Origin of the sequence: Salinibacterium amurskyense (assembly GCF_002797685.1) — a bacterium.
In the GTDB taxonomy this organism is placed as follows: Bacteria; Actinomycetota; Actinomycetes; order Actinomycetales; family Microbacteriaceae; genus Rhodoglobus; species Rhodoglobus amurskyensis.
Map to the genome: position 1 here is coordinate 365,486 of NZ_PGFH01000001.1, position 25,217 is coordinate 390,702.

29 protein-coding genes are annotated in these 25,217 nt (G+C 62.9%); 20 read left to right on the top strand and 9 right to left on the bottom strand.

All coding sequences use genetic code 11. From position 1 onward, the window contains the following. Positions 1-96: 96 nt before the first annotated feature. Positions 97-1,125, bottom strand: a complete 1,029-nt coding sequence (mgrA, locus tag CLV85_RS01740; RefSeq protein WP_100387889.1) for an L-glyceraldehyde 3-phosphate reductase — start codon at positions 1,123-1,125, stop codon at positions 97-99. A 173-nt stretch (positions 1,126-1,298) separates the two neighbouring features. Here mgrA and CLV85_RS01745 point away from each other — a divergent pair, with 173 nt between their 5' ends. Then, positions 1,299-1,823, top strand: coding sequence for a hypothetical protein (locus CLV85_RS01745; protein ID WP_100387890.1), 525 nt, complete (start codon positions 1,299-1,301; stop codon positions 1,821-1,823). Between the two features lie 4 nt (positions 1,824-1,827). On the opposite strand, the gene CLV85_RS01750 is transcribed toward CLV85_RS01745, so the two are convergent. From CLV85_RS01750 to CLV85_RS01770, 5 genes are all read right to left on the bottom strand, one after another. Further along, positions 1,828-2,613: a lysophospholipid acyltransferase family protein gene (locus CLV85_RS01750; protein ID WP_100387891.1), complete on the bottom strand. Its 786-nt coding sequence runs from the start codon at positions 2,611-2,613 to the stop codon at positions 1,828-1,830. Positions 2,614-2,698: 85 nt separating this feature from the next. Continuing rightward, positions 2,699-3,877 carry an ABC transporter ATP-binding protein gene (locus tag CLV85_RS01755; protein ID WP_100387892.1) on the bottom strand — a complete coding sequence of 393 codons (1,179 nt, stop codon included), beginning with the start codon at positions 3,875-3,877 and terminating at the stop codon, positions 2,699-2,701. After that, positions 3,874-4,761, bottom strand: coding sequence for an ABC transporter permease (locus tag CLV85_RS01760; protein ID WP_229820513.1), 888 nt, complete (start codon positions 4,759-4,761; stop codon positions 3,874-3,876). Before CLV85_RS01760 ends, CLV85_RS01755 begins: the two co-directional genes overlap by 4 nt. Beyond that, positions 4,758-5,627 (bottom strand): ABC transporter permease, encoded by an 870-nt coding sequence (locus tag CLV85_RS01765; protein ID WP_229820404.1) that lies wholly within the window; start codon positions 5,625-5,627, stop codon positions 4,758-4,760. Before CLV85_RS01765 ends, CLV85_RS01760 begins: the two co-directional genes overlap by 4 nt. Next, positions 5,624-6,904 carry an ABC transporter substrate-binding protein gene (locus CLV85_RS01770; protein ID WP_100387894.1) on the bottom strand — a complete coding sequence of 427 codons (1,281 nt, stop codon included), beginning with the start codon at positions 6,902-6,904 and terminating at the stop codon, positions 5,624-5,626. The genes CLV85_RS01765 and CLV85_RS01770 overlap by 4 nt, the downstream gene beginning before the upstream one ends. A gap of 142 nt (positions 6,905-7,046) precedes the next feature. On the opposite strand from CLV85_RS01770, the gene CLV85_RS01775 reads away from it, so the two are divergent. After that, complete coding sequence (locus tag CLV85_RS01775) at positions 7,047-7,760, top strand: TVP38/TMEM64 family protein (RefSeq protein WP_100387895.1); 714 nt, start codon at positions 7,047-7,049, stop codon at positions 7,758-7,760. A 2-nt stretch (positions 7,761-7,762) separates the two neighbouring features. Then, entirely contained in the window at positions 7,763-8,407 is a 645-nt protein-coding gene (locus CLV85_RS01780) for a CDP-alcohol phosphatidyltransferase family protein (RefSeq protein WP_100387896.1), read from the top strand. Between the two features lie 51 nt (positions 8,408-8,458). Here the strand turns inward: CLV85_RS01780 and CLV85_RS01785 are convergent, their stop codons facing one another. Beyond that, on the bottom strand, positions 8,459-9,898 hold the full coding sequence (locus tag CLV85_RS01785) for a dihydrolipoyl dehydrogenase family protein (RefSeq protein WP_100387897.1): 1,440 nt from the start codon (positions 9,896-9,898) through the stop codon (positions 8,459-8,461). Positions 9,899-10,011: 113 nt separating this feature from the next. Here CLV85_RS01785 and CLV85_RS01790 point away from each other — a divergent pair, with 113 nt between their 5' ends. The 9 genes from CLV85_RS01790 to CLV85_RS01830 all read left to right on the top strand — a co-directional run bounded on the left by CLV85_RS01790 (position 10,012) and on the right by CLV85_RS01830 (position 18,218). Then, positions 10,012-10,761 carry a flavodoxin family protein gene (locus CLV85_RS01790; protein ID WP_100387898.1) on the top strand — a complete coding sequence of 250 codons (750 nt, stop codon included), beginning with the start codon at positions 10,012-10,014 and terminating at the stop codon, positions 10,759-10,761. A gap of 110 nt (positions 10,762-10,871) precedes the next feature. Then, positions 10,872-11,567, top strand: a complete 696-nt coding sequence (locus CLV85_RS01795; protein ID WP_100387899.1) for a Crp/Fnr family transcriptional regulator — start codon at positions 10,872-10,874, stop codon at positions 11,565-11,567. Between the two features lie 110 nt (positions 11,568-11,677). After that, complete coding sequence (locus CLV85_RS01800) at positions 11,678-12,319, top strand: hypothetical protein (protein ID WP_169925788.1); 642 nt, start codon at positions 11,678-11,680, stop codon at positions 12,317-12,319. Between the two features lie 74 nt (positions 12,320-12,393). Then, on the top strand, positions 12,394-13,026 hold the full coding sequence (locus CLV85_RS01805; RefSeq protein WP_147433333.1) for a hypothetical protein: 633 nt from the start codon (positions 12,394-12,396) through the stop codon (positions 13,024-13,026). Between the two features lie 16 nt (positions 13,027-13,042). Beyond that, positions 13,043-13,684 carry a hypothetical protein gene (locus CLV85_RS01810; RefSeq protein ID WP_100387902.1) on the top strand — a complete coding sequence of 214 codons (642 nt, stop codon included), beginning with the start codon at positions 13,043-13,045 and terminating at the stop codon, positions 13,682-13,684. A 213-nt stretch (positions 13,685-13,897) separates the two neighbouring features. Further along, entirely contained in the window at positions 13,898-15,001 is a 1,104-nt protein-coding gene (locus CLV85_RS01815) for an ABC transporter substrate-binding protein (RefSeq protein ID WP_100387903.1), read from the top strand. A 73-nt stretch (positions 15,002-15,074) separates the two neighbouring features. Next, positions 15,075-15,875, top strand: coding sequence for an ABC transporter ATP-binding protein (locus tag CLV85_RS01820; RefSeq protein WP_100387904.1), 801 nt, complete (start codon positions 15,075-15,077; stop codon positions 15,873-15,875). Positions 15,876-15,897: 22 nt separating this feature from the next. Continuing rightward, the gene (locus tag CLV85_RS01825) at positions 15,898-16,755 is read left to right on the top strand and encodes an ABC transporter permease (protein WP_100387905.1); all 858 of its coding nucleotides are present in this window, start codon (positions 15,898-15,900) and stop codon (positions 16,753-16,755) included. A gap of 83 nt (positions 16,756-16,838) precedes the next feature. After that, positions 16,839-18,218 (top strand): NtaA/DmoA family FMN-dependent monooxygenase, encoded by a 1,380-nt coding sequence (locus tag CLV85_RS01830; protein WP_100387906.1) that lies wholly within the window; start codon positions 16,839-16,841, stop codon positions 18,216-18,218. Here the strand turns inward: CLV85_RS01830 and CLV85_RS01835 are convergent. Next, positions 18,215-18,814 carry a PadR family transcriptional regulator gene (locus CLV85_RS01835; RefSeq protein ID WP_100387907.1) on the bottom strand — a complete coding sequence of 200 codons (600 nt, stop codon included), beginning with the start codon at positions 18,812-18,814 and terminating at the stop codon, positions 18,215-18,217. The genes CLV85_RS01830 and CLV85_RS01835 overlap by 4 nt on opposite strands. Before the next feature lie 141 nt (positions 18,815-18,955). Here CLV85_RS01835 and CLV85_RS01840 point away from each other — a divergent pair, with 141 nt between their 5' ends. The 3 genes from CLV85_RS01840 (at position 18,956) to dcd (ending at position 20,558) form a co-directional block, all read left to right on the top strand. Next, positions 18,956-19,450: a flavin reductase family protein gene (locus tag CLV85_RS01840; RefSeq protein WP_100387908.1), complete on the top strand. Its 495-nt coding sequence runs from the start codon at positions 18,956-18,958 to the stop codon at positions 19,448-19,450. Between the two features lie 28 nt (positions 19,451-19,478). Next, positions 19,479-19,886: a riboflavin kinase gene (locus CLV85_RS01845; RefSeq protein ID WP_100387909.1), complete on the top strand. Its 408-nt coding sequence runs from the start codon at positions 19,479-19,481 to the stop codon at positions 19,884-19,886. 66 nt (positions 19,887-19,952) lie between these two features. Further along, positions 19,953-20,558: a dCTP deaminase gene (gene dcd, locus CLV85_RS01850; protein ID WP_100387910.1), complete on the top strand. Its 606-nt coding sequence runs from the start codon at positions 19,953-19,955 to the stop codon at positions 20,556-20,558. 32 nt (positions 20,559-20,590) lie between these two features. On the opposite strand, the gene idi is transcribed toward dcd, so the two are convergent. Then, positions 20,591-21,115: an isopentenyl-diphosphate Delta-isomerase gene (idi, locus tag CLV85_RS01855; protein WP_100387911.1), complete on the bottom strand. Its 525-nt coding sequence runs from the start codon at positions 21,113-21,115 to the stop codon at positions 20,591-20,593. Between the two features lie 106 nt (positions 21,116-21,221). Here idi and CLV85_RS01860 point away from each other — a divergent pair, with 106 nt between their 5' ends. The 5 genes from CLV85_RS01860 to CLV85_RS01880 are packed head-to-tail and all read left to right on the top strand — an operon-like array spanning position 21,222 to position 25,200. Then, positions 21,222-22,088, top strand: coding sequence for a phytoene/squalene synthase family protein (locus CLV85_RS01860; protein WP_100387912.1), 867 nt, complete (start codon positions 21,222-21,224; stop codon positions 22,086-22,088). Continuing rightward, on the top strand, positions 22,085-23,668 hold the full coding sequence (gene crtI, locus CLV85_RS01865; protein ID WP_100387913.1) for a phytoene desaturase family protein: 1,584 nt from the start codon (positions 22,085-22,087) through the stop codon (positions 23,666-23,668). The genes CLV85_RS01860 and crtI overlap by 4 nt, the downstream gene beginning before the upstream one ends. Next, positions 23,665-23,997 (top strand): lycopene cyclase domain-containing protein, encoded by a 333-nt coding sequence (locus tag CLV85_RS01870; protein WP_100387914.1) that lies wholly within the window; start codon positions 23,665-23,667, stop codon positions 23,995-23,997. The genes crtI and CLV85_RS01870 overlap by 4 nt, the downstream gene beginning before the upstream one ends. After that, positions 23,994-24,350: a lycopene cyclase domain-containing protein gene (locus tag CLV85_RS01875; protein WP_100387915.1), complete on the top strand. Its 357-nt coding sequence runs from the start codon at positions 23,994-23,996 to the stop codon at positions 24,348-24,350. The genes CLV85_RS01870 and CLV85_RS01875 overlap by 4 nt, the downstream gene beginning before the upstream one ends. Then, positions 24,343-25,200, top strand: coding sequence for a prenyltransferase (locus CLV85_RS01880; RefSeq protein WP_100387916.1), 858 nt, complete (start codon positions 24,343-24,345; stop codon positions 25,198-25,200). Before CLV85_RS01875 ends, CLV85_RS01880 begins: the two co-directional genes overlap by 8 nt. The last annotated feature ends 17 nt before the right edge of the window (positions 25,201-25,217 follow it).

Genomic DNA, 25,217 nt, shown 5'->3' on the forward strand with positions numbered 1-25,217 from the left:
GCTCAGACTAAGAGGAGCCTGCTATTCGTGTCTGTGACATGGCGCACAGAGCGGTCGATAGCGCGCTATCGACCGCTCTGCCGCTAAGAATTCGGTTTAGGAAACCGCACTCGATGCTGCCCACAGGTTGATGCCGGCATCCTTGGCGTGCTCGTCGATTGCAGCCAGTTCAGCCTCCTCGAAAGTAAGGTTCTGAACCGCGGCAAGGTTCTGCTCGAGCTGGGTCACACTTGAGGCGCCGATGAGGGCCGAGGTGACGCGGTCGTTGCGCAGCGCCCACGAGATGGCGAGCTGGGCGAGCGACTGGCCTCGCCCGGAAGCGATCTCGTTGAGCGCCTTCACACGGCCGAGGGTTTCGTCGTTGAGCATTCCCGACTTGAGCGAACCACCCTTGGCTGCGCGCGAGTCGGCAGGAACCTCGCCGAGGTAGCGGTCGGTGAGCAGACCCTGGGCGAGCGGCGAGAAAGCGATAACGCCCAAGCCGAGTTCGTCGACGGTGTCGAGAAGATCGGCTTCGATCCACCGGTTGAACATCGAATACGAGGGCTGGTGGATGACGAGGGGCGTTCCGAGGTCATTCATGATGCGCACGGCTTCGCGCGTGAGTTCGGGCGAGTAGCTCGAGATTCCCGCATACAGTGCTCGGCCCGAGGTGACGGCAGTGTGCAGGGCACCCATCGTCTCCTCCAGAGGAGTGTCGGGGTCGGCACGGTGAGAGTAGAAGATGTCCACGTAGTCGAGACCAAGGCGGTTGAGGGACTGGTCGAGGCTCGCGAGCAAGTACTTGCGCGATCCCATCACACCGTAGGGGCCTGGCCACATGTCGTAGCCAGCCTTGCTCGAGATGATCATCTCGTCGCGGTAGGGGCGGAAGTCTTCGCGCAGAATCTGGCCGAAGTTCGACTCCGCAGAACCCGCAGGAGGGCCATAGTTGTTGGCGAGGTCGAAGTGGGTGACGCCGAGATCGAAAGCGCGGCGCAGGATAGCGCGCTGGTTGGCGATCGGCTTGTCATCCCCAAAGTTCTGCCAGAGTCCCAGCGAGACGGCGGGCAGTTTCAGGCCACTACGCCCCACACGGCGGTAGGGCATCGGTTCGTAACGGGCATCATCAGCGACATAGACCATTCGCTAATGCTGCCACAACACCCTGCGCGGCGGAGCATTCCCGTTTAATCCTCAAGTTTTGCTAGATTCGGCGCACCGGTCGGGTTACCCTGAGCGAAGAAGCCACCGCAGTTCGCCTGCGGAGCTTGCCCTCGATTGTGTGACGTGCTGTGCGAACGGATGCGGTGCCCGCTATGAAGCCTCGACTATCAACCATCATTCCTCCGGCGCTCGCGGCCGTACTGGCTCTGGGGGTTTCGACGACAGTATTCACCACGACGGGGCACGTGGCCTTCGACAAACAAATGAACGTCGGTTTGTGCGCGGACACCGACCTTGCGGTCACGGCGTTGGGAACAACAATCGATTACACCGGAAACAAGACCATTGTTATTACGGCCGTCGAACTGATCAACCCGGTCGGAGTCGAGCTGCTCAGCGTGCACGCAATGCCGTACGGTGGCGATCCTGAGCAGTTCGGATTGGGGCCGTATCCGCCCGCTGATCGGTGGTCAGCTGCGTGGGAAAACCGCGAAAGCGGCATCGGGTTCACTTTCGACGGAACCGTGGATGCGTCTTTAGTCACAGAGCTGCGCTACACCGACCAACATGCCCGCGCGCGTCTTGACGGTCTCCTCATTCAGTACACGGCAAACGGCGCGGAATTCAGCGGCCGTTCAGGTGTTCAGTTGATTTGGGGCGAAACCTTCTGCGGGTAGTCGCTCAGCCGTCGGTGTTATTTTTTGTGCGCGCACCTTCCGCTCGGCGCAGATCGCGGGCGGCATCGGCCGCTGCCGCTTCTTCTGGAGTGGGCGCGGTGCCGCCCAGATGACGCGGGAACCACCATTGGCCTGCTCCCTCGACGGGATACGACTTCTGCGCGGTTTCGAGCAGACCTTCCATCGTGGTCTTGAGCTTCGCGGTCGCCTCGATGGCGTCATCCGTCGGGGCTACCGTGATTGGCTCACCCACGACCATCACAACAGGAACATTCGTGCGCTCACTCAGCGTGATCTTGCGGTTCTTCGTGAGAAGACGCTGGCCGCCCCACAGAACGAGGGGCACAAGAGGTACGCCCGCTTCGGCAGCAAGCCGTGCCGCTCCCGTCTTGAAATCGCGAATCGTGTACGACGCGCTCACGCCGGCTTCAGGAAAGACGCCGATGAGTTCGCCCGACTTCAACGCCTTCACCGCGGCAGCGTAGGCCGAGGCTCCCGCCTTCATGTCAACGGGGATGTGTTTCATGTTGCGCATAAACGAGCCAACGATGGGTTTGTCGAACACGCTCTTCTTCGCCATAAAGCGGATGCGGCGGTGATTGTGCAGCCACAAAGCCCATTCGACGAGCGCGAATTCGAGATACCCGAAGTGCGTCATCGCAATGACGGCGCCGCCCGAGTCCGGCAGATTCTCTGCGCCGATGACGGTGCGACGAACGCGGAGAGCACCGAACATGGCACGGCCCGCACCGATCGCTGCCGTGTAGATCGGCTCGTTTCGGTACTTCATGGTTCCATTTTAGGAGCTTCATATGGGAGTTTGCCGCCGAGGTCGACAGCGCTCGAACGCGAGCTGCCGCAATGGCCCCGAAGCCTTAGCTCGCGGGCACAGCCCAGAGCGCTTCACACGGCAGGCTCACGGTAACGAGATCGCCGACCGAGAGTGGATGCCCGGGGGCTGCCTCGGTGTACACCTCGGCATCCGCGACCTGCACGATGACCTCGCGGCGCGGGCCCCGCTGAACGGTGGACGTGACGACACCGTGCAGTTCGCGCGGGCCGAAACGTTGGCACGCGGCAGCGTCGGCGTGACGGGTGGCGAGAGCGTCAGCATCCGCCCCGCTCGTGGGTTGGCGCAGGGTGGAGGTGACGGCTTCGTGGCGAAAGACGAGCGTGGCGGGGCCGGATGCAACGTCGCCGTCGAGCGCGACGTCGCCGAGAGCAGAACGGTGCACGCCATTCTCGATCGTGCCCGCGAAGGCGTTCTTGCCGCCCAGCAACCGGGCGACCGCGAGGGAGGCGGGGCGATGAAAGACGTGATCAACAGAGTCGTGCTGCAGCAGCTGCCCGTTCTCAAGCACGACGATGCGCTCGGCCATGGCGCTGGCCTCATCGCGGTCGTGAGTGACGAACAAGATGGTGGGGTTCACGGCCTGGCGAATCTCGGCGATCATCGCGTGCATGTCATCTTTGAGCCCCGGATCGAGAGCGCTGAACGGTTCGTCGAGCAACAGCACCGAAGGCTTCGCGGCGAGCGCCCGGGCGACGGCAACCCGTTGCTGTTGGCCACCCGACAGCGAGTGCGGGGAGCGCCCGCCGAACTCCGCCATGTGTACGAGCTCGAGGTGTTCGCGCGCACGGTCGCGCGCTTGCGCTCGGCTGAGACCCGCGGCACGATCGGCAAACGCAACGTTGTCGAGCACCGTCAAATGCGGGAAGAGCAGCGGGCGTTGAAAGACCATCGCAATGCCGCGCTCTTCGGGAAGCAGCGCCGTGACATCGCGACCGGCCAAGCGAACCCGACCGCCATTGGCATCCTCGAGGCCCGCAATGATGCGCAAGATCGTGCTCTTACCTGAGCCACTCGGCCCGACGATGGCCGTGCTCGTGCCGGGCAGAATGTCGAGATTCACGCCCTGAAGCGCGGCCGGCAATGCTGCCGAGTAGGTCTTCGTGACGCCGGTAAGCGTGATCGCCGAGGGCGCGGCATCGGCGGCTACTGGCTCTGTGGCTGTGGCTGTGGCTGTGGCTGTGGCTGTCGGTGTGGGGGTCATGACTGCTTCCCTGGATTGAGGTTGCGGGCACGCGAAACGAACGCGAGAAGAATAAGCGGCGGGATCACCGCTGAGAGCGACAACACGGCCACGCTCGACTCATTGCCGATGCCGGATGCACTGGAAGCGATGATTAGCGGCAAGGTGACCAGTTGCCCGCCACCCACCACCAGAGTGACGAGGTAATCGCTCCAACCGACCAAAAACGCGAGGAACGCCGAGCGGGCCAACGCCGGCGCAATAAGCGGAAGGTGGATGCGCCACAGCGCGAACCGGGAGGTGGCACCGAGCGTGCGCGCGGCCTCATCGAAGCCGTCGTCGTAGGCGGCATACGCGACTCGCATCGAGAAAGTTGTGTACGGGATCGCCACGACCACGAGCACCAGAATCACCCCGAGCTCGGGCGGCACCCACGCCCGCAACAGCACCACGTTGATGCCGAGAACGGCGGCGAACGGGGGAAGCAGCACGGGGGAGAAGAGCAGCACACTCACGAGCCGACCGAACGGCAGGGTGCGGCGGGAGAGCGCGCGGGCCGCCATGGCTCCGAGGGGAGTGGCGATGGCCGCGACGATGAGCGAGAGCAGCAGCGAGTCACCAAAGGCAGCCACGGCACCGTTCGCGAGGGCCGCGGTGAGACCATCCACCCCCAGCGTCATGGGCAACAGATCGGGTGCCGACCACGAGTTCGCGAACGACCACAGTACGAGTGGCAAGAACGGCAGCGCGAACCACAGCGACATGAGCGCGGTCGAGCCGATGCGCGCGGTGCGCATCACTCCGCGGGACTGCGAGAGGGGGCGGCCAGCGTCGCCCGGCATCCGGCGTTCGTGCTGAATCCGCTGAGCGCGATCGACGTCAACGTTGCTGGTGGAGAGAGTCATCGCCACGCTCGCATTCGTCGCAGACCGAGCATCGCGGCGGCCACAACGACGGCCGTGAGCACGACGGTGATCACACCAATGGCTGCTGCTTCTGGCCGGGCGGTGAGGCTTGCGGAGTTGAAGAGGCGCAGCGCCATGACCGAGAGCGGTTCGGGGTATGTCTGGCCGAGCATCCACGCCACTTCATAGGAGCCAAGCGTGTACGCGAAGGCGATAGCGGATGCCACCAACAGTGACGGTGCCGCCAACGGAAAGAGCACGAGTCGCAATCGCGCGAAGCGGTGCGCGCCGAGAACGGCGGCGGTTTCGTCGTACGACGTGATGCGAGTGGCGAGGGTGCCGACGATGATGAGCGCGATGAAGGCCGACTCTTTCCACGCGTATTCGGCGATCACGGCGAACCAGGTGGGGCCGGCGACGAGCGCGGGCCATGCGTCGGGTGCGACGCCGAACAGTCGCGCGAGTACGCCGGAGTCGGAGAGCAGCAGCCCCACGGTCGCGGCGCCGACGAGGTGCGGAACCGTCACTGCTGCAGCGCCCAGCGCACCCACGATGCGACCACCCCAGTTGCCCGAAATGATCAGCACCGCCGTGAAGAAGCCGATGACTGCGGCGATGGCGGTGGAGACCACGGCGATAGAGAGGGAGAGTAAAGCTGAGGTGAGTAGCTCATCGCTGTCGTTGAAGGCTGCGGTGCTGAGCTCGGCGGAACCGACCAGCGGCATGAGGCCGAGGCTCTGCAGCAGAGTCGTGCCGACTCCACCAATGACCACGAAGGCGACCGGGATGACCGCGGGGAGAACGAGCAGTGCCGCGCGCAGGTGGCGTCGCCGCGGTCGCACTGGTCGCGTCAGGGCTGCTGTCATTGACCCGCAGCGATCCGGGTGCGCCAGGCGTCGTCGAGGGCGGGAACCCACTCGGCAGAAAGCTCCGGGTTGGCGTTGCGCGACAGTACGTCAAAGCTCGGCACGACGGGTGATTGCGGCAGCGCATCGAAGAGTTCGCGATCAGCGGCGGAGAGTGCATCCAGATCAAGAACAGTGAACTGGCCCCACACCGCAGGGTCAGCCTTCGCGACCTGCTGCGTAACCGACAGGGCTTCGTTGGCGACAACCATGGCACCCGCGATGTTGCCCGAATTGCTGGGGATGCCGAAGAAGCTGGCGTTGCCGAGCGTGCCGTCCTCCACGGTTAGCACTCGCGTCGTGTCGGGCAGGGTGCCGTTCTCGACGAGGGCCGTGAGGGTCGCGGGGCCGTACGTCATCATCATGTCGATCTCGCCGTCGGCAAAGAGCTTGGTGAGCTGTTCGGATGTCGTGGGGTACGTGCTGCCTTCACGCCACAGTGACGGGGCGAGGGCCTCCAGCCGGTCGAACAGGGCGGGCGACAGCTCGTCGAAAGCCTCATCGCTGAAGGTGGATGGCACGTTCTCGTAGCCACCAGACTCGCTGTAGAGCACCGACCGCAAGAAGGCCGAGCCGGTGAAGTCGGGAGCCGCCGGGTAGGTAAAGCGGCCGGGGTTAGCCTCGGCCCAATCGAGAATGCCCTCGATCGTCGTCGGCGGGTTTTCGACGTTTGCCGAGTTGTAGACAAAGGAGAACTGCGCCTTGTGCCAGGGGGCTTCGCAGCCGTCGACCGATGTTCCGAAGTCTTCGGTGAGCAGCGGGTCGGTGGCGGAGACCGCGGTCATGTTGGGCAGCAGGTCGGTCCACTCGCAGAACCAGGCATCTGCTTGCTTGCCGGTGCGAAAGTTGTCGCCATTGATCCACACGAGGTCGACAGCGCCATCCGTGTTTCGGCCAGCCTGCAGTTCAGTGAAGACGCGGTTGAGGGCATCCTTCGTGTCCGCGATCGGCACCCGTTCGAGCGTGACGCCCTGCGCCGCCGCGGCCGGAGCCAGTACGTCGTCAACATAGGCATTGCCCTGATCGTCGCCGCCCCACATCCACAACTTCACGGTCTGGCCGTCGGCAGCAACCTGCACGTCAGACCAGTCGAAGAACTCGGGGCCGCGCGGGGCGTTCGTGGGAGCCGAGCACGCGGTGAGAGCGAGTGCCGTGACGGCGGCGGTCGCGAGAACCGGAAGGATGCGACGACGAACGGTCGTGGCGGTCGGGCGGCGGAACAGATTACGAAGCGGCACGCTCGTGCTCCTTGCGGTCTCGGCGATCAAAAAGGGGCAGCACCCCCGGTGCGGCATGCCTCAACAGTAAGTGTGAATAACTTCATTGCTCAGTAACCCACATCACATACGCAGCGCAGGGCGCCCACATAACATTGGCCGCATGAACAAAAAGCGCGCCTCTGCCCTGTGGAAAGCTGGCGCGTTCGTCGTCTTCCTCATCGTGATCGTCATTGTGGCGTTCACGATCGACATTCCGTCTGTTGAAGAGATTCAGGCCTGGGCCGAGAGCACAGGGCTACTCGGGGCCGGCATTTTCGTCCTCGCCTACGCGATCCTCACGCTCACCCCGGCGCCCAAGGCCGTGATCAGTATTGCCGCGGGCCTCGCTTGGGGGCTCTGGATCGGCACCCTCCTCGTGCTCGTCGGAGCCGTTGCTGGAGCCGCCGCATCGTTCTGGATTGGCCGGATGCTCGGCCGCGACGCCGTGGAGCAGTACACCGGTGGCCGGGTGCGCGCCGTCGACAAGATGCTGCAGAAGCGTGGGCTGCTCTCGATGATCGTGCTGCGCCTCATTCCGCTCGTTCCCTTTACCGTCATCAATTACGCCGCGGGTCTCACCGCCGTGCGCGTGCGCGATTACATGATCGGTACCGCCATCGGCATCATTCCCGGCACGATGGCGTTCGTTGCCGTCGGTGCCTACGGGGCCGAACTCAACGGTGGTTTCTACATTGCCCTCGCCGCGCTCGCCTTGCTGACTATTGGCGGTGGCGTCGTCGCTAGCCGTATTCGCAAGAAGGACGCCGCTGCGGCTGCAGCCTCCGGTCAGGTAACAAACGACAGCGCGGGCGACGTCGCTGCGGAGAAAATCTAACCATGCTGGATGTCCAGCTGCGTCGAGCGGTCAGCAAGCCTCTGTACACAATGGCTTCCGCTCTCGACGTGCCTTGGATCACCCCCGACCGCCTCACCATGGCCGGGCTCGTTATTGGCCTGAGCAGTGCGGCACTCGCCGCCAGCCAGCTCTGGGCTCTGGCGGTAGTCGCATGGCTAGCCTCGCGAGTGCTCGACGGCCTCGACGGAACGCTGGCTCGGCGCCGGCTCGCTGCGGCATCCGCGCCTCGTTCGGCCACCGCAAGCGAAGCTGGCGGCTTTCTCGATATCGTCGCCGATTTTGTGGTTTACGGTGCGACTGTTCTTGGTGTCGCGGTGGGCGCGACGACCGCGTTCGGTGCGCCGTGGTGGCCGTTCTTGGTTGTCCTGTTCGCCTATTACATCAACGGGGCCGCGTTTCTGGCGTTCTCGTCGATCGCTGAACGCACAGGCCGCTCGCTCTCTGACGACGACAACCGCTCGCTATTCTTTCTCGGTCGCATCGCCGAGGGCGGCGAGACAGTATTCGTTCACACCCTGTGGCTTGTGTTGCCGTTCATCGCCTGGCAGATCGCGATCGTCTGGAGCATTGTCGTTCTTGTCAGTGCCGCCCAGCGCATGATCGTCGGCTACCGCCTGCTGCGCTAGCCGCTTCGTTGCTGCACGCTGCACGCTGCCACGACGGCACGCCTCACCACGCTAGGCGCGGGGCTTGCCCAAGATCGCCCGACGCACGCGAACCAGCAGCTGGATGCCCGACTTCACGACGCCGCTCTTCAAGCGATACTGCACATCGGCAATGGCGGCGTTCCAGAGCGCATCGGTGAACGTCGGGTAGGCATGGGTGGCACTGGCCAGAGTGCTCGTGGAGAGCTTGGCGCTCACGGCAACGGTCAGTTCGCCGAGGCTCTCGCCGGCACGGGGACCGACGATGGTTCCGCCGAGCACTCGGCCGCTTGAACTGACGACGATCTGCGCGAAGCCATCTTCGTCACCCTCGGCGACGGCGCGGTCGGTGGAGCCGTGCTCGCCAGTGAAGACGCGGTGCTTGCCTTCGATGGCATCTGCAGCGGTGAGGCCGACGGCGGCGATTTCGGGCGAAGTGAAAGTGACGCGGGGCACGACCGCCTCGTTGAACTTGCGACGCAATCCGAGGATGGCGTTGGTGCCGGCGGTGCTGCCGCTCACGCCAGCAACGTGGCTGAACTTCGGCAGCCCGGCGACGTCTCCCGCCGACCAAATGTGCTTGTTTGTGGTGCGCAGCGAAGCATCCACGTCAACGTAGCCCTGGTCGGTGACGGCAACGCCGGCGGCTTCGGGGGCAAGGGTGTCGAGATTGGGGGTGCGGCCGATCGCGGCGAGCAGACGATCGAAAGCAACGCGAGTGCCGTCATCAAGAACGAGTTCGCCACTAAGACCATCGCTCGAGACCACTTCAACGGCGCTGCGGCCGTTCAGCACGGTGATGCCGTCGCGGTCGAAAGTCGCTTGAAGCACGGCGCTGGCGCGTTCTTCTTCCGCGGGAAGGATGCGGTTGCTGCGGTTCACGATGGTCACGTCAGAACCGAGTCGCGCCATTGCCTGGCCGAGTTCACTGCCAATGGCGCCGCCGCCGAGCACGACGAGGCGCTGGGGGAGTTCATCGAGCTCCCAAATACTGTCGCTCGTGAGCATCTGGACGCTGTCGGTGCCAGTAAAGGTGGGAACGCGCGGCACGGTGCCGGTCGCGATGACCGCCTGCACGAAGGTGTGACGAGTGCCGTCGATCTCGAGAGAATGGCGGCCAGTGAAGCGCGCATCGCCGTGAGCGACCTCGATGCCGAACTCGGCGAAGGCTTCCACCGAATCGTGCGGTTCAATCGTGGCCACAGCATCCTGAACGTGGCCCATCGCGCGAGCGAAGTCGACCGTCACGTTCTCAGCGGTGACGCCGAAGCGTTCCGACGTGCGTGCAACGTGGGCGGCATGAGCGGCGGCGATCAGTGACTTGGAGGGAACGCATCCGGTCCACAAGCAGTCCCCACCGAGGCGGTGTCGTTCGACAAGCAGCACGCGCGCCCCAAAGCGGGCGGCGGTTTTGCTGGCGACGATTCCGGCGCTGCCGGAGCCGATGACGATGAGATCCCACTGAGCGGGCATGCGAGTTCCTTTCGAGAGGGCGTCTGCCCCCAGTCATGTTTAGCAGCGCATTGTTCAGCGAACCGTACGCTAGATCACAGTTCGCAGGGACGGCTCGCCCGTAGCATCGGGTCATGGCTACCGAAACTACTGAGAATTCCGTTCCCGCAGACGCTCCCCGCTACGACGGGCTCAAGGCTGTCTTCATCAACTGCACGCTCAAGAAGAGCCCTGAGATGAGCCACACGCAGGGCCTCATGGATTCGAGCATCCAACTCATGCGTAGCGCCGGCGTTCACGTCGACAGCCTGCGTTTCATCGACCACGACATCGCGATCGGCGTCTACCCGGACATGCGCGAGCACGGCTGGGAGAAGGATGCCTGGATGGACGAAGTCTGGCCCCTCATCGAAGCGGCCGACATCCTCGTCATCGGCGGACCGATCTGGCTCGGCGACAACTCCTCTGTCACCCGGATGCTCATCGAGCGTCTCTACGCGATGAGTGGCGAGTTCAACGACAAGGGCCAGTACGTCTTCTACGGCAAGGTCGGCGGCGCGCTCTTCACCGGCAACGAGGATGGCGTGAAGCACTCCGCCATGTCCGTTCTCTACAGCCTTCAGCACATTGGCTACGTCATCCCTCCCGCAGCGGATGCTGGCTGGCTCGGCGAGATCGGCCCCGGCCCCAGCTACCTCGACGAAGGCTCCGGCGGTCTCGAGAACGACTTCACGAACCGCAACACCACCTTCATGTCGTGGAACCTCATGCACCTGGCCTCAATTCTCAAGAACGCCGGCGGCATCCCCGCCTACGGAAACACGCGCAAGGCGTGGAACGACGGCGAGCACTTCGGCTTCGAAGCCAACCCCGAATACCGCTAGCTAGTAGAGGCGAGCGTGTCATGATGGATCCCTGTGGCGAGAGAGTGGCGTCAGCCCCTCTGGCGGGCGAACGCCCGTGGTCGCCGCAGCGAAGGGATCCTGAACCACTCATGCCGATCGACAATGGTTCATTTAGTTGCTTGAGCGAAGTTGACCTCTTCGCTGATCTCTCGCCTGCTGAGATCGAGCAGATGGACCGCATGGCTCCCTCGCGCTCGTACTCGCTCGGTGAAATGGTGTTCAGCCAAAGCCAGCCCGTCACCGCGCTCTTCATTTTGAAGAAGGGCCGCATCCGCATCTTCCGCGTCACTGAAGAAGGCAAAGCCCTCACCATGGCGATCCTCGAGCCTGGTGCAGTCTTCGGCGAGATGATGATGGTCGGCCAGCGCATGTACGACAACTATGCCGAAGCGATCGACGACGTAGAGATCTGTCTCATGAACACGGCGGATGTTGAGCGCTACCTCATCGCCGACCCACGCATCGCTATCCGCATCTCGCGCCATCTGGGAGAGCAGGTTGTGCGGCTCGAAGAGCGACTCACCGATCTCGCTCTGCGCCCGCTGCAGTCGCGCGTGTGCAGCACCCTGCTTCGTTTGGCGGAGGCTGCGCGCACGCCGCGGTTCACGCATCCGACCATCCGCCTCAGTCACGACCAACTCGCGGGCCTGCTCGGCGCAACTCGCGAATCGACGAGCAAGACCATGTCTGAACTGGCCAGCCGCGGCATCATTCGGCAAGGTCGGGCTCGCGTCGTCATTCTCGATGCGGATGCTCTGGGCCAGCTAGCTCGTCAGTCGAACTAGCGGCGCTCGCGGGCGCCGCGCGGGCAATGAAGTAACTATTACTCACGCGCAGGGTAGAGCGTTCGGTCTACTGTGCTGCTATGGATGCCCTTCACAACCCCACAACACAGGTGACCACTGCACGCGCTCGCGCATTGCTGGCCTCAGCCGGGGCGTTTCTCGTCGCGCTTTCACTGGTGGGATGCACGCCAGCAAGCCCCGAGGGCGGCGATACAACTCCGCCTGAGCCGGAGGTGACCTCGGAGCCAGAACCAGAAGCTGACCCCATCGTGGATCCGCTGGTCATCCCAGAGTGCGACGCGCTGCTCTCCATCAGTACCGCCCGCTTCCTTCTTACGGATAACACCGAGCTCATTGAGGAGGAGACTCCGGGTCAAGCCAAGAATTTCCAAGAGGTGCCGATCGCGGCCATCGACTCGATCCTCGCGAACGCGTCAGAATCTCGCCAGTGCCTGTGGGGCATCCCCAACTCTGGCTCTTTCTTCACGCTAGCGATCGCGGACATTTCTGAAGACGATGCGATCGCCTTAGAAACTGAGACGATGGCGGCGTCCTACTCGGCAGTGAGGGCAGGAGACTTCTCCATGTTCTCCCTTCAAGTGGATGGCCCGGTCGGCCCTGTTGGCAGCAATCATTTCGTCGTCGGTGACCTGTGGCTTTACTCGACCGCTTACGATCTCCCCACCACGAATACTGTCGTGGATAGCGCTCTGCTTCAGATTCGCAACGCCAATCCCAGCCGAGATTACTAATGAGTATTCGGGCTGTGCCGAGAAGCGGGAAGTGGTCTCTTCCTCCCGGCAGGTTGCGGGGTTACTCTTCACTCATGAACAGTGGGTGGGACAAAAAATTGATGGTGGCGGCGGCATCCGCGGTGCTTCTCAGCGGGGTGCTTGCCGGGTGCGTTCCCGCGGAGCCAGAGAGCTCAACGACAGCGAGCGCTCCGCCGGCCACGGCGTCGCCGAGTTCTAGTCCGATTCCGACCCCGGATCCGCTGATCCTCCCGGGCTGCGACACTTTGTTGCCGCTTAACGAAGCGAAGAGTCTGTTCTCTCCTTCGACCGTTGTCTTGGGGGCTGACGACACGATTCCGATTCGCGGCGACGAGCTGCCCGAGATCGACACCGCGGCGGGCAACGCCTCCATTGCTAAGAACTGTATTTGGGGAGTTCCGAATTCGGATGGCGGCTTCACCGTGGTGGTCGCCGACATTTCCGAGGCAGATGCCACCAATCTGCAAGATGCGCTGCTAGCAACGGGATTCACCGGTGCCAGCGCGGGAACGGTGACAACGCTGGAGAAGGAGTTCGAAACCGCCGTCGGGTGGAGCGCTCAGACTCACTACTTCGTGAGCGACCTCTGGATCTACGTCTACGGCACGAGCACAGAGCTCACCGTCGACGTTGCCGACGCAGTGCTCGACCAAGTGCGAACGGCGAACCCCACGCGCACCTACTGATTCGAAAGGGAGACCTATGAGTGAGCACCTCCGACCTGTCCGAGGTTCAATCGCTGCGGCATCCGCTGCCCTGATCGTGCTCACGCTTGCCGGCTGCGTGCAAGCGGAAACCCAGACCGCGACCGAGCCGTCAGCGGCTGCGCCAACCGCGTCAACTGAACCCAGCACTGACCCAACTCCCGTTGTCGAGCCCCTCGTTCTCCCCGAGTGCTCGACAATGGTGCCCCTCGACCTTGCCAGGAGTTGGTTATCTCGCGACACCATCCTCTCGATCGATGAAGATTTCTTCACGGCAAATGAGTGGTTTATGCCGGAAGAGGCTGCCGTGATTTCGAATGCATCGCTGGTAAAAAACTGTGTGTGGGCGGTGCCTCGCAGCGATGGCTTTCTGGTGCTCAAGGTTTTCGATGTTGACCCCGCTGAGGGCGCGACGTTGGCGGCGGCCCTCGTTGATGAGGGGGCAGTGGAGACAACGATGGGTGATGTGACTGTGCTGAAGCTGCTGACGCTGGGTGGGTTGAATGACCTCACCGACACTCACTATTTCATCGACGACATCTGGGTTCATGGCAACGCGAACAGCGACGAGGTCTCGACACGGATTGCGGATGCTGCCCTCGAGCAGATTCGCGTAGCGAATCCCACGCGCGCCTACTGACTCCGGCATCCCTCCGCTAACGTCAGTAGCAACCACTCATGCGCTCCCGGGCGCATGATCTGTCTGCCCGCAGCGAATTAGTCGCCGCGCATGGCCGATGGGGGATGGCAGCCAAAGCGATCGTAAATCAAGTTTGCACAGTCAATCTTGATCATGTACGTTTTGTCTAGCCATCCAATGACGGATACGGCCTAGGAAGGAACCTGGATCCAAGTGACTACACCTCTTGATTCCAAGAAATTGCGAGGCTTCGGCATCGCAGGACTCTTGGTAACAGCACTCACGCTCTCCGCCTGCACAGCCCCCGCAGAAGAATCCACGCCCGACGCCGGCGACCTCCTGATTTCTCAGGAAGCCTGCGACCGCAATGCCGCGGCGGGAACCATCACCTACATCTCCGGATACGGATACTCGGCCAGCGCCGGCCAGCTCGACGTATTCCTCGCCGAAGAGCTCGGCTACTTCAAGGACCTGTGCCTCGACCTAGAGATCAACGCCTCGGGAGCGAACGGGCAGCAGCTCGTTTCCTCAGGCCAGGCCGAATTTACCGCCCTCGGTTCGGCATCCGATGTCATGCTCGCCGCCGCCAACAGCCAGAACCTCACGGCAGTAGCGACTTACGGCAACACCCCGCCGTTCTCGATCTTCGCCAACGAGAAGATCAAGAGCCTCAAGGACCTCGAAGGTGGTTCGCTCGGTTACTTCATCAACCTCACTCCGATCGCCTCCGCCATGTTGGATGCCGCTGACGTCGATGTCAGCAAGGTCGAACTGATCAAGATGACCAACTACGATCCCACCGTGGTCACCCGCGGCCAGGTCGACGCCATTGTTGGCTACGCCTCGAACCAGCCCGAGAACCTTCGTGCTCAGGGCCTGCCGTTCAGCGAGTTCTTCCCCTCTGACGTTGGTGTTGAAGGCACCTACAACGTCATGGAGGTCAACTCCGAGTTCCTCGCCGAGAACCGCGAAGTCGCCGCTGACTTCATGCGCGCCTCACTGCACGCTCTGCAGTTCTGCCTCGATAGCGCCGACGAATGCCTCGACGTGATCGCGCAGTTGGCCGAAGACAACGGTCAGGGTTCTGCCTTCCCGCGCGAACAGCTCGAGCGCACGTGGAATGTGGAATCACAGTGGGTCAAGGACAGCAACAGCGGGCTCCCCGGAGCCCAGACTGCCGCTGACTGGGAAGCAGAGTACGAACTCGTCAAGCAGTTCGGCAACGTCGACAGCCTTCCTGCCATTACCGACATGATGGATGAAACCCTCGTCTCTGATCTCTATGCAGACGGCGAACTGATCTGGCCGGGAAACTAACCCGACCACCCCGCTCGGATGCCGCACCACCCCACCCGGTGCGGCATCCGGCATCACAACTCAGGGAGTAACTGTGGAAACCGCACAGCCACACGCCGGCGTTTATATTGAGGACGTCTCTAAGAGCTTCGGCCCCGAGGGGGCGCGCACGCTCGTGCTCAACCACGTGAGCCTCTCGATCAAGATGGGCGAGTTTGTCTCCGTTATCGGCCCGAGTGGCTGCGGAAAGTCGACTCTGCTCAAGACTGTTGCCGGCCTCATCGAGGCAGACAGCGGCACCGTCAAGGTCGACGGGATGACAGTGAAGGCCGCCACAAAGAACAAGATGATCGGTCTTGTTCCTCAGTCTCCCGCGCTGCTCCCGTGGCGCACGGTGCTCGACAATGTGCGCCTGCCGATGACGGTGAACCCGAAAGCGAACGCGAACCGCAACCTGCGCGATCCGCGCGAGATTCTGGAATCGTTCGGTTTGGGCGCCGCGCTCGACAAGTACCCGGGCCAGCTTTCCGGTGGAATGCAGCAGCGCGTCGCCATTGCCCGCGCCTTCGTGTTCGACCCGAGCGTGCTGCTCATGGACGAGCCCTTCTCCGCGCTCGACGAGATGAACCGCGACGCTCAGCGACTGGGCCTGCTCGATTTTTGGCAGTCGAACCGTAAGGCCGTCATGTTCGTGACTCACTCGGTGCCCGAGGCGATCATGCTCTCCGATCGCATTGTGGTGATGGGGGCGCATCCCGGCCACATCGCCGAGATCATCGATGTTCCCTTGCCGCGCCCGCGCACTATCGACGTCTACGCGACCGATGAATTCCGCGACCTTGAAGGTCGCGTGCGCGAAACGCTGCGCGAAGTGATGGGACAAAAGAGTGCCTAAGTCACGCAAGAACGAGGACACCATGTCAACAACCGAAACTTCCGCTCTGGCCGTTCAGGCAGCCACGAGCGCCACGGGCCGTCGCTTTTCGCCGCTGGCCTCCGCCAAGCTCAAGCAGAACCTGCGCTGGACTAGCTGGGCTCCCGCGGTGATCACCTTCGTGATCGCGGCCGCGCTCTGGCAGATCACCGCGATCGCGAATCCGTACGTGATTCCTACGATCGACCAGGTCTGGATGAGCCTGATCAAAGACGCGGACACCTACTGGGCCAACATGCTCGTGACGAGTCTTGAGGTTGTCGTGGGCGCGAGCTCGGGCATCCTCGCCGGCTTCATTCTGGCGATCATCATGGCCGAGTTCCAGATCATGGAGCGCGCCATCATGCCGCTCGTGGTCGTCGTGATGGTGACGCCGATTGTCGCGATCGCTCCCGCGCTCGTTGTTGCCTTCGGCTTTGGCATGACCCCCAAGTTCATCGTGACTGCGCTTGTCGTGTTCTTCCCCATGCTCGTCAACTCGCTCGCCGGGCTGCGAGATGTGGATGACCGTGCTCTCGATGTGATGAAGACACTGCATGCCAGCCGCTGGGAAATCTTCCGCGACCTGCGCTTCACCGGCTCGATGCCCTACGTCTTTGCGGGACTGCGCATTGCGCTTCCGCTCGCGATTGTCGGCGCGGCTGTTGCCGAGTTCGTTGCGGCCGGCCAGCAGGCAGGTCTCGGATCACTCGTCACGATCGCCGCTGCGCAAGCCAACTTGCCTGTTACGTGGGCCAGCATCGCGCTGCTCTGCCTCATGGGAGTGATCCTGATTTCTCTCCTCGCGCTCGTTCGCGAGCGAGTGCTCTGGTGGAGCGATGGAGCCGCCGTGGGCCGCTAACTCCCCACCTTCGGCACCTTTTCCCGCCACCACTCTGCCCTCGTCCACCCCCAGACTTTCTCCCCACCACGAAAGGTTTCACCATGAAGAAGCTCCGCTTCGGTCTATTCGAGAACCCCCAGGCCAACGACTCGGGAACGTCCACGTGGCGTCACCCCGACAACAAGCGCGACATGTTCGATCGCCTCGACTACTGGCGTGAAATCACGACCATCTGCGAAGAGGCCGGCTTTGATTTCATGTTCTTGGCGGATGCCTGGGGCTGGGCCGACGTCAATGGCGAGCGTCCCGAGATCTGCTCGGTCGAGGGCCTCGACCTGCCGCGCCTCGACCCCGCGATTCTGGCTGCTGCCCTGATCTCGACGACCACGAACCTCGGACTCGTGCTCACGGGATCCACTCTTCTTGAACAGCCCTACGCTTTTGCGCGCCGCATTGCGAGCCTCGACCACCTCTCGGGTGGGCGCATCGGCTGGAACGTTGTCACGACTGGTACCGCTGAGACGGCATCGCAGGCTTTCGGTGTTCCGATGGTGGCGCACGATGAGCGTTATGACATGGCGGATGACTTCATGGAGGTTGTCTACAAGTTGTGGGAGGGCGCCTGGGAGCGTGACGCGCTTGAGCGCGACAAAAACGGTCACTTCGCTGACCCGGCCAAGGTGCACCGCATCGAGCACGATGGTCCGTACTTCAAGTCGCACGGTTACGGAAACTCGTCGTACTCACCGCAGGGCACCCCGGTGCTCTTCCAAGCGGGAACCTCCCCGCGCGGTCGCGAGTTCGGCGGCAAGCACGGCGAGGCCGTCTTCCTCGGAGGGGGTTCGGTCGAGAAGGTGGCCGAGCAGGTCGCGTCGATTCGTGAAGAGGCTGTCAAGAACGGTCGCGCCGCCGACTCGGTCAAGATCATGTCGGCCTTCACGTGCGTGATCGGCGACTCCGCCGACGAGGCCAAGGCCAAGCTGCAAGCGGTGTTGGATGCCGAGAGCCCCGACGTTGCTGTTGCCTCCTACGCGTGGTTCACGGGCCTCGACCTTTCCTCCTTCGACCCGGCAACGCCGATGAAGGAGCTGCACACTGAGCTTTCACAGACCCAAATCACGCGCTTCGGCGATCAGACGGTCGGCGACGTTCTGGCGCAGTGGCACGGCAATGGTGTGCGCAGCAAGCCTTTCGTGGGCACTGCTGAGCAGATCGCTGATGAGATGATCGCTCTCGCTGAGGGCGCTGACCTCGACGGCTTCTTGCTCACGCCCATGATTCAGCCCAGCTCGACGGTGGAGTTCATCGAGAAGGTGCTGCCGATTCTGCGCGAGCGTGGAGTTGCGGGCGAAGGCTACGACGCTCCGACCCTGCGCGAGCGTTTGCTCGGCACCGATGACTCGATCTTGCGCGACGACCACCCGGGAGCGGCGTACCGCGCCACCGCGGGTGGCTCAGCTGCAGCCGAGTCGGCTCACTAGTCGGTAGTGGCTCGAGCGGGGCGGTCGCCATCTTCACCGGCAAAGACGTAGTCGCCGGCACTGATGCGCTCGCTCACGTCTCGGGCCCACTGCTGTTCTCCGCGCAGGCGCGAGGTGGCAAGTTCAAAGATTTCACGCACGTAGGCGGGCGTCGAGGTCGAGGCTGCGACATCGCCGATGTGGTACGTATTGCTCGCGATGCGGGCATCGATTTCGGTGACGCGGTGGGCGAGCCCGGCGAGCACTTCTTCGCGCTGCAGGGCGTACATGAACGAGGTGAGGACCATGACGGGTTTGGTGTCGAAAACCTCGACTGTCCAGAGCGTGTCGCGCAGCATCCGGAGCAGTTCAACTTCGCCGGCTTCGGTCATGCGGTAGGTCGTGCGCTCGGGGCGGTTGCCGGCAGATTCGGTGCCGTTCTCGGCGAGGTAGCCGTCGTTCTTGAGCGAACGCAGCGCGTTGTAGATCGATCCGGGCTGAATGTTGGCCCACTCGTCGATGTGCCAGGTCATCAGTTCGCGGCGCAGGAAGTAGCCGTGAACTGGTTGGAACTGGTTCACAGCTCCCAGTACGACGAGGCGAGTTGTAGTCGACATGCCCCCAATCGTAGGGCAAGCACCCCCGCTACAGGGGGAAAAGTCGCTTGTTTACATGATCAAAAATGACTAACATATAGTCCATTGTTCAAACTTGACTAGCAGTCGCTGGTTGAACATCCTAAGCAAAGGAGTCCGCTCATGTCCCCCAAGGCCACTGCGGAAGAAGTTTCCCCCCAAGTCGCTCTTCGTCGAGCGCTCTCCCTCTTTCCCACCGGCGTCGTTGCCTTGGCCGCCGTTGTTGATGGCCAGCCCACCGGTATTGCCGTGAACTCCTTTATCTCCGTTTCGCTCGAGCCGCCGCTGGTAGCCGTGTGCCCCGCGCGCACGTCGACCACCTGGCCTGTACTGGCTCGCGCGACACGCATCGGACTCAGTGTTCTGGGCGCCGATCAGGAACAAACGGCACGCAGTCTTGCCTCCCGCACCGGCGATCGTTTCGCCAACATCGACTGGCGTGCGACCGAGGGTGGGGCTATCCACATGGATGGCGCGGCGCTGTGGTTGGAGTGCGAGATCCGTCACAGCTTCGATGGCGGCGACCACGAGATCGTGACCCTCGAAGTGATCAGCTCCGAGGCTTTTCCAGAGGTGACGCCGCTTGTCTTCCACCTCAGCCAGTTCCGCGGGCTCTAGGCGCGCTCCCGCGGCTAGGGTTGGCCTCATGGGGCATCCGTCGACGCTGAGTTTTCGCGGCACTGTTGTTCACGGTGATAAGCGTGGCCGCGAACTGGGCTTCCCCACGGCCAACATTTCGATCGCTGACCACGCGGCGCTTCCCATCGATGGCGTGTATGCCTGCTGGGTCACGTTCCCGCCGGCGACCGAGCAACACGGTGCCACGATCAGTATTGGCGACAACCCCACCTTCGACGACGTCACCGATCGCCGCGTCGAAGCCTTCATTCACGATTTCGATGGCGACCTGTACGACGCCGAGGTTGAGTTCACGGTGCACGCCTGGCTGCGCGGAATGTTCCGTTACGAGAGCCTCGTCGAACTAATCGAGAAGACGGCGGCGGATGTCGCGGCCTCCCGCATCGCTCTTGCTCTTCCGCCGCAACTCCCGTAACAATCGCGGCTCCTCAGATTTGCTCATCTGAGCACCTTGCGGCCGTGATTTCGTTAGTCTTAGGCCATGCTTCTCAGTGATCGCGACATCCGGGCCGAACTCGACTCTGGCCGTATCGGCCTCGACCCGCTTGATCTCGATATGGTGCAGCCTTCGAGCGTTGACGTGCGGCTCGACCGCTTCTTCCGACTCTTCGATAACCACAAGTACCCCTTCATCGATCCGTCGGTTGATCAGCCTGACCTCACTCACCTCATGGAGGTGGATGCGGACCAGCCGTTCATCCTTCACCCCGGTGAATTCGTGCTTGGCTCCACCTTCGAGCTCGTCACGCTGCCCGACGATGTGGCGGCTCGGCTGGAGGGCAAGAGCTCGCTCGGGCGCCTCGGCCTGCTCACGCACTCGACGGCCGGCTTCGTTGACCCCGGCTTCTCAGGTCACGTCACCCTCGAACTCAGCAACGTCGCGACGCTGCCGATCAAGCTCTGGCCCGGCATGAAGATCGGGCAGCTCTGCTTCATTAAGACGAGCTCGCCGGTGGAGTCGCCCTACGGTTCGGGCCAATACGGCTCGCGCTACCAGGGCCAACGTGGTCCCACGGCGAGCCGCAGTTTTCAGAACTTCCACCGCACCGACGTGCGGGCTAATGACGCGGGTTCGCTCGGCGGCTAAGCCTCGCGCTGGGCGTCGAGCTGCTCCAGTCGCTAAAGCTGTTCGAGCTGCTCCAACTGCCAGCCGAGCCACGGGCTAAACGCGAACGGCGTACCGGCCACGGCGGCGTGCAGCGATTGGGGATCAGCCCACTCGAATTCGTCGACTTCGGCGGGGTTCGGGGCTACGGCATCGGTCGTCACTGCACGGTAGACGGGGCAGATCTCGTTCTCGACGATGCCGGAGGAATCGACGGCGCGGTAGCGAAAGTCGGGCAGCACGAGCTGAACATCGCTGACGGTGATTCCGAGTTCATGCTGAGCGCGACGGATGATGGCCGCCGCCATGTCTTCACCGGGAGCCGGATGCCCGCAGAACGAGTTCGTCCAGACGCCCGGCCAGGTGAGCTTGGAGAGGGCGCGACGCGTGACGAGCACTTTGCCGTCGGCGTTGTAGACGTGGCACGAGAAGGCTAGGTGCAGTGCCGTCTCCGTCGTGTGCACGAGGGCTTTATCGGCCACGCCAATGTGCTCACCGGCGTCGGAGAGAAGAACGACCTGCTCAGGGATTTCACTCATGTTCGCGATAGTCTGCCTAGGTGGAACGAAACGAAATGCCGCACCTCATGTGTCGGCCTGCACTCAGCCTAACTAATGTGACTGAGCACGCTGAGAGTGGGCGCGCGTGAGCTCACGCCTCAAGCTCTACGACCGTGTCGCTGAAGACGCGGCCAGCATCGTCATCCGCAGCTATTCCACGTCTTTTTCTGCTGCTTCTCGCCTGCTCGGTGTAGATGTTCGGCAACACGTTGAGAACATTTACGCCCTCGTTCGCGTGGCCGATGAGATCGTCGACGGCGGTGCCGAAGAAGCCGGTCTCGACCTGCTCGAAACATCGCGCCAACTGAATGAACTCGAGCGCGAAACGGAACTCGCGATCGAGCAGGGCTTCAGCTCGAACCTCATCGTGCACGCCTTCGCACTCACCGCCCGCGAAGTGTCGTTCGGGGCAGAACTCACCGCGCCATTCTTTGAGTCGATGCGGATGGATCTCAGCGAGAAAGAGCACGACCAAGAAAGCTTCGACCGCTACGTTTATGGCTCCGCCGAGGTTGTCGGGCTCATGTGCCTGTGCGCTTTCTTGCACGGTCATGAGGTCAGCGACGAGCAGCGGGCCAAGTTTGTTCACGGAGCGCGAGCGCTGGGTGCAGCCTTTCAGAAGGTCAACTTCTTGCGCGACCTGGCCGACGACTTTGAAACTCTCGGCCGCAGTTACTTTCCCGGTGTCGACGTCGCGTCGTTCACCGAAGACGAGAAGCTTCGGCTGCTCGATGACCTCGATGCCGATCTGCGGGATGCCGCTATCGGCGCCGAGTTGCCAGCGAGTAGCAAGAAAGCTGTTGCGCTCGCACACTCCCTTTTTGCCCAGCTCTCCAAGCGCATCCGGGCAACCCCGGCCAGCGAATTGGTGAAGACTCGGGTGCGCGTTCCGAATGTTGTTAAGGTGCGGTTGGCTGCGGTTGCCGCGATGGGAGTGACCCCTCGACCATGAGTGACGTTGTTGTAATTGGTGGCGGTATTGCCGGGTTGGCGAGTGCGGCATTGCTCGCGAAAGAGGGTCACTCGGTCACGCTGCTTGAGGGGCGCCCCGAGGTGGGTGGCCGTGCTGGTTCGTGGGAACACGAGGGTTTCCGTTTCGACACGGGCCCGTCGTGGTACTTGATGCCCGAGGTCTTTGACCACTTCTACAAGCTCATGGGCACGAGCGCCGCCGAGCAGCTCTCGCTCGTCACGCTTGACCCCGGTTACCGGGTGTACTTCGAGGGCGAGAAAGAGGCCCTCGATATCTCGACGGATCTCGAAGAGAACCTGGCGCTGTTCGAAAGCATTGAGCGCGGTTCGGGCGCCCGCATGCGCAAGTACTTGGCCTCGGCCGAAGACACGTACGAGCTCGCCAAGAAGTACTTTTTGTACACGAGCTTTGCCGACCTGCGCACGAGTGCAACGAAGGAGGTGCTCGCGAAAGCGGCACGCTTCATCCGGTTGCTCATTGAGCCGCTCTCCAAGCTCGTGGCCCGCACGGTGAAAGACGATCGCCTGCGCAAAGTGCTCGGTTACCCGGCTGTGTTCCTCGGATCATCGCCGTACCTCACGCCGAGCATGTACCACCTCATGAGCCACCTCGATCTATCGGATGGCGTGCTCTATCCCATGGGCGGCTTCACCCGGGTGATCGAAAGCATCGCCGACATTGCGCGCACGGCGGGCGTCGACATCCGCACCGACTCGAAGGTCACGCGCATCGTGACGGTCGATGGTGTCGCCACCGGCGTTGAATACACGGATGCCGCGGGCAAGTCCCACACGCTGCTGGCCGACACGGTCGTCTCGGCCGCCGATCTCCACCACACCGAAACCACCATGCTCGAGTCAAACGAGCAGACGTACCCTGCCGAGTACTGGGCCAAGAAAACTCCTGGCCCCAGTGCACTGCTGTTGTACTTGGGCGTCAAGGGCGAACTGCCTGAACTCGAGCACCACACGCTGCTGTTCATGAAGGACTGGCAAGAGGGTTTCGAGGCCATCTTCGGCCACGAGCCCAGCGTGCCCGAGCCGGCATCGCTCTACATTTGCAAGCCGAGTGGTGTTGACCCCAATGTGGCGCCCGAAGGCTACGAGAACGTGTTCGTGCTCGTGCCGATCCCGGCCGACCCCAGCATTGGTCACGGCGAGATCGATGGTGACGGTGATCCGCGAATCGAACAGCTCGCCGACAAGGTGATTGCTCAGATCAGTGACTGGACCGGCATCCCCGATCTCGCCGAGCGTGTGACTGTGCGTCGCACGATGGGCCCAGGCGACTTTGCCGATGACCTCAACGCGTGGCGCGGGACCGCCCTCGGGCCAGCTCACACGCTCAAGCAGAGCGCGTTCTTCCGCGCCGGCAATGTGAGCAAGAAGGTCAAGGGGCTCTACTACGTGGGTGGTTCGACCATCCCCGGCATCGGTCTGCCGATGTGTCTGATCAGTGCTGAAGTTCTCGTGAAGCGCCTGCGCGGCGACACTTCTGCCGGCCCGCTTGCCGAGCCGCTCATGCCCGTGGTTGCACCCCAGCCGAGGCCCTGGCCGTGATCGTTCTCTACCTGCTCGCGCTTCTCATTTCGCTCACCGGCATGGTCGTTCTCGACCGTCGGTTCCGGTTGTTCTTTTGGCGAGACGCTCGTCGTGCCCGCATCGTATTACCCGTCGGGGTGCTCTTCTTTCTCGTCTGGGACCTGTTCGGTGTCGGCCTCGGAATCTTCTTCCGTGGCGAAACCGAGTTCATGACCGGGCTGCTGGTCGCCCCCGAGGTGCCGATCGAAGAAGTCTTCTTCCTCACCCTGCTCTGCTACCTCACGATGAACGTCTACGGGGCACTCACGCGCGAACGCTCGGCGGCTACCGAGGGGAGCGCAGCATGACGTACTGGCTTCTCAACGCTGTGTTCTTGGCTCTCGTCGCGGCGCTCGTGATTGCCGCTGTGGCGCGGCGGCGCTCGCCGCAGTGGCGCGCCATCGCGATCACCATGGGCATCCTGCTCGTGATGACGGCCGTCTTCGACAACGTGATGATCTCCGTCGGCCTCGTCGGCTACAGCGCGGATGCCATCAGCGGCGCCTTCATCGGAGTCGCCCCGCTCGAAGACTTCGCCTACGCGGTCGCGGCCGTCGTGGCGCTGCCGTGCCTGTGGACGCTTCTGGGCTCGCGCACGCCGGCCGTTAGCTCTGCGGCCAGCCCCGACATCCGCCCCGCTTCGGAGGATCGCCATGCTTAAGGATCTGTTTCTCTCGTCGCGCCCGCTGAGCTGGGTCAACACCGCGTTCCCTTTCGCCGCGGCGTACTACTTGACCACGGGCGCGATCGATCTCACGTTCGTGCTCGGCACGATCTTCTTCCTCGTGCCCTACAACCTGGCGATGTACGGCATCAACGACGTGTTCGACTACGAGTCCGACCTGCGCAACCCGCGCAAGGGTGGAGTTGAGGGCGCGCTTCTTGACCCGCGGATGCACCGGCCGACGCTCATCGCTGCCGCCGTCACGACCATCCCGTTCCTGATCTATCTCGTGATCGTCGGCAATCCACTCTCGTGGCTCGTGTTGCTGATCAGCATGTTTGCCGTCGTTGCCTACTCAGCCAAGGGTTTGCGCTTCAAGGAGCGCCCGTTTCTCGACTCGCTCACCTCGAGCACCCACTTTGTTTCCCCCGCGATCTATGCGCTCGCTCTCACCGGGGCGGCGTTCACGCCTCAACTCTGGGCTGTTCTCGCCGCTTTCTTCCTCTGGGGCATCGCCTCGCACGCCTTCGGCGCCGTGCAAGACGTGGTGGCCGATCGTGCCGCAGACATCTCGTCCATCGCCACCGTGATTGGGGCGCGAGCCACCACCCGCTTCGCTGTTATTGCGTATCTTGCCGGCGGCATCCTGCTGCTGTTCTCGGCGTGGCCGGGCCCGCTCGCTGCCATTCTCGTGCTGCCCTACGCGGCGATGTGCGCGCCATTCTGGAACATCACGGATGCCACTGCCGAGTCAGCAAACCGTGGCTGGAAGAACTTCCTGGCCCTCAATTTCGTCACCGGATTCTTCGTGACGATGCTGCTCATCTGGTGGGCGTTCATCCGCTAGGCGGCGCCGTCGCCGGC

Excerpts from the sequence above, each read along its gene's own strand:
- CLV85_RS01805 (WP_147433333.1), top strand. The coding sequence starts at position 12,394 with ATGAACAGTGGGTGGGACAAAAAATTGATGGTGGCGGCGGCATCCGCG.
- CLV85_RS01795 (WP_100387899.1), top strand. The coding sequence starts at position 10,872 with ATGCCGATCGACAATGGTTCATTTAGTTGCTTGAGCGAAGTTGACCTC.
- CLV85_RS01750 (WP_100387891.1), bottom strand. The coding sequence starts at position 2,613 with ATGAAGTACCGAAACGAGCCGATCTACACGGCAGCGATCGGTGCGGGC.
- CLV85_RS01810 (WP_100387902.1), top strand. The coding sequence starts at position 13,043 with ATGAGTGAGCACCTCCGACCTGTCCGAGGTTCAATCGCTGCGGCATCC.
- crtI (WP_100387913.1), top strand. The coding sequence starts at position 22,085 with ATGAGTGACGTTGTTGTAATTGGTGGCGGTATTGCCGGGTTGGCGAGT.
- mgrA (WP_100387889.1), bottom strand. The coding sequence starts at position 1,125 with ATGGTCTATGTCGCTGATGATGCCCGTTACGAACCGATGCCCTACCGC.
- CLV85_RS01755 (WP_100387892.1), bottom strand. The coding sequence starts at position 3,877 with ATGACCCCCACACCGACAGCCACAGCCACAGCCACAGCCACAGCCACA.
- CLV85_RS01835 (WP_100387907.1), bottom strand. The coding sequence starts at position 18,814 with ATGTCGACTACAACTCGCCTCGTCGTACTGGGAGCTGTGAACCAGTTC.
- CLV85_RS01760 (WP_229820513.1), bottom strand. The coding sequence starts at position 4,761 with ATGACTCTCTCCACCAGCAACGTTGACGTCGATCGCGCTCAGCGGATT.
- CLV85_RS01875 (WP_100387915.1), top strand. The coding sequence starts at position 23,994 with ATGACGTACTGGCTTCTCAACGCTGTGTTCTTGGCTCTCGTCGCGGCG.
- dcd (WP_100387910.1), top strand. The coding sequence starts at position 19,953 with ATGCTTCTCAGTGATCGCGACATCCGGGCCGAACTCGACTCTGGCCGT.
- CLV85_RS01845 (WP_100387909.1), top strand. The coding sequence starts at position 19,479 with ATGGGGCATCCGTCGACGCTGAGTTTTCGCGGCACTGTTGTTCACGGT.
- CLV85_RS01780 (WP_100387896.1), top strand. The coding sequence starts at position 7,763 with ATGCTGGATGTCCAGCTGCGTCGAGCGGTCAGCAAGCCTCTGTACACA.
- CLV85_RS01825 (WP_100387905.1), top strand. The coding sequence starts at position 15,898 with ATGTCAACAACCGAAACTTCCGCTCTGGCCGTTCAGGCAGCCACGAGC.
- CLV85_RS01745 (WP_100387890.1), top strand. The coding sequence starts at position 1,299 with ATGAAGCCTCGACTATCAACCATCATTCCTCCGGCGCTCGCGGCCGTA.
- CLV85_RS01765 (WP_229820404.1), bottom strand. The coding sequence starts at position 5,627 with ATGACAGCAGCCCTGACGCGACCAGTGCGACCGCGGCGACGCCACCTG.
- CLV85_RS01830 (WP_100387906.1), top strand. The coding sequence starts at position 16,839 with ATGAAGAAGCTCCGCTTCGGTCTATTCGAGAACCCCCAGGCCAACGAC.
- CLV85_RS01880 (WP_100387916.1), top strand. The coding sequence starts at position 24,343 with ATGCTTAAGGATCTGTTTCTCTCGTCGCGCCCGCTGAGCTGGGTCAAC.
- CLV85_RS01840 (WP_100387908.1), top strand. The coding sequence starts at position 18,956 with ATGTCCCCCAAGGCCACTGCGGAAGAAGTTTCCCCCCAAGTCGCTCTT.
- CLV85_RS01790 (WP_100387898.1), top strand. The coding sequence starts at position 10,012 with ATGGCTACCGAAACTACTGAGAATTCCGTTCCCGCAGACGCTCCCCGC.
- CLV85_RS01785 (WP_100387897.1), bottom strand. The coding sequence starts at position 9,898 with ATGCCCGCTCAGTGGGATCTCATCGTCATCGGCTCCGGCAGCGCCGGA.
- idi (WP_100387911.1), bottom strand. The coding sequence starts at position 21,115 with ATGAGTGAAATCCCTGAGCAGGTCGTTCTTCTCTCCGACGCCGGTGAG.
- CLV85_RS01775 (WP_100387895.1), top strand. The coding sequence starts at position 7,047 with ATGAACAAAAAGCGCGCCTCTGCCCTGTGGAAAGCTGGCGCGTTCGTC.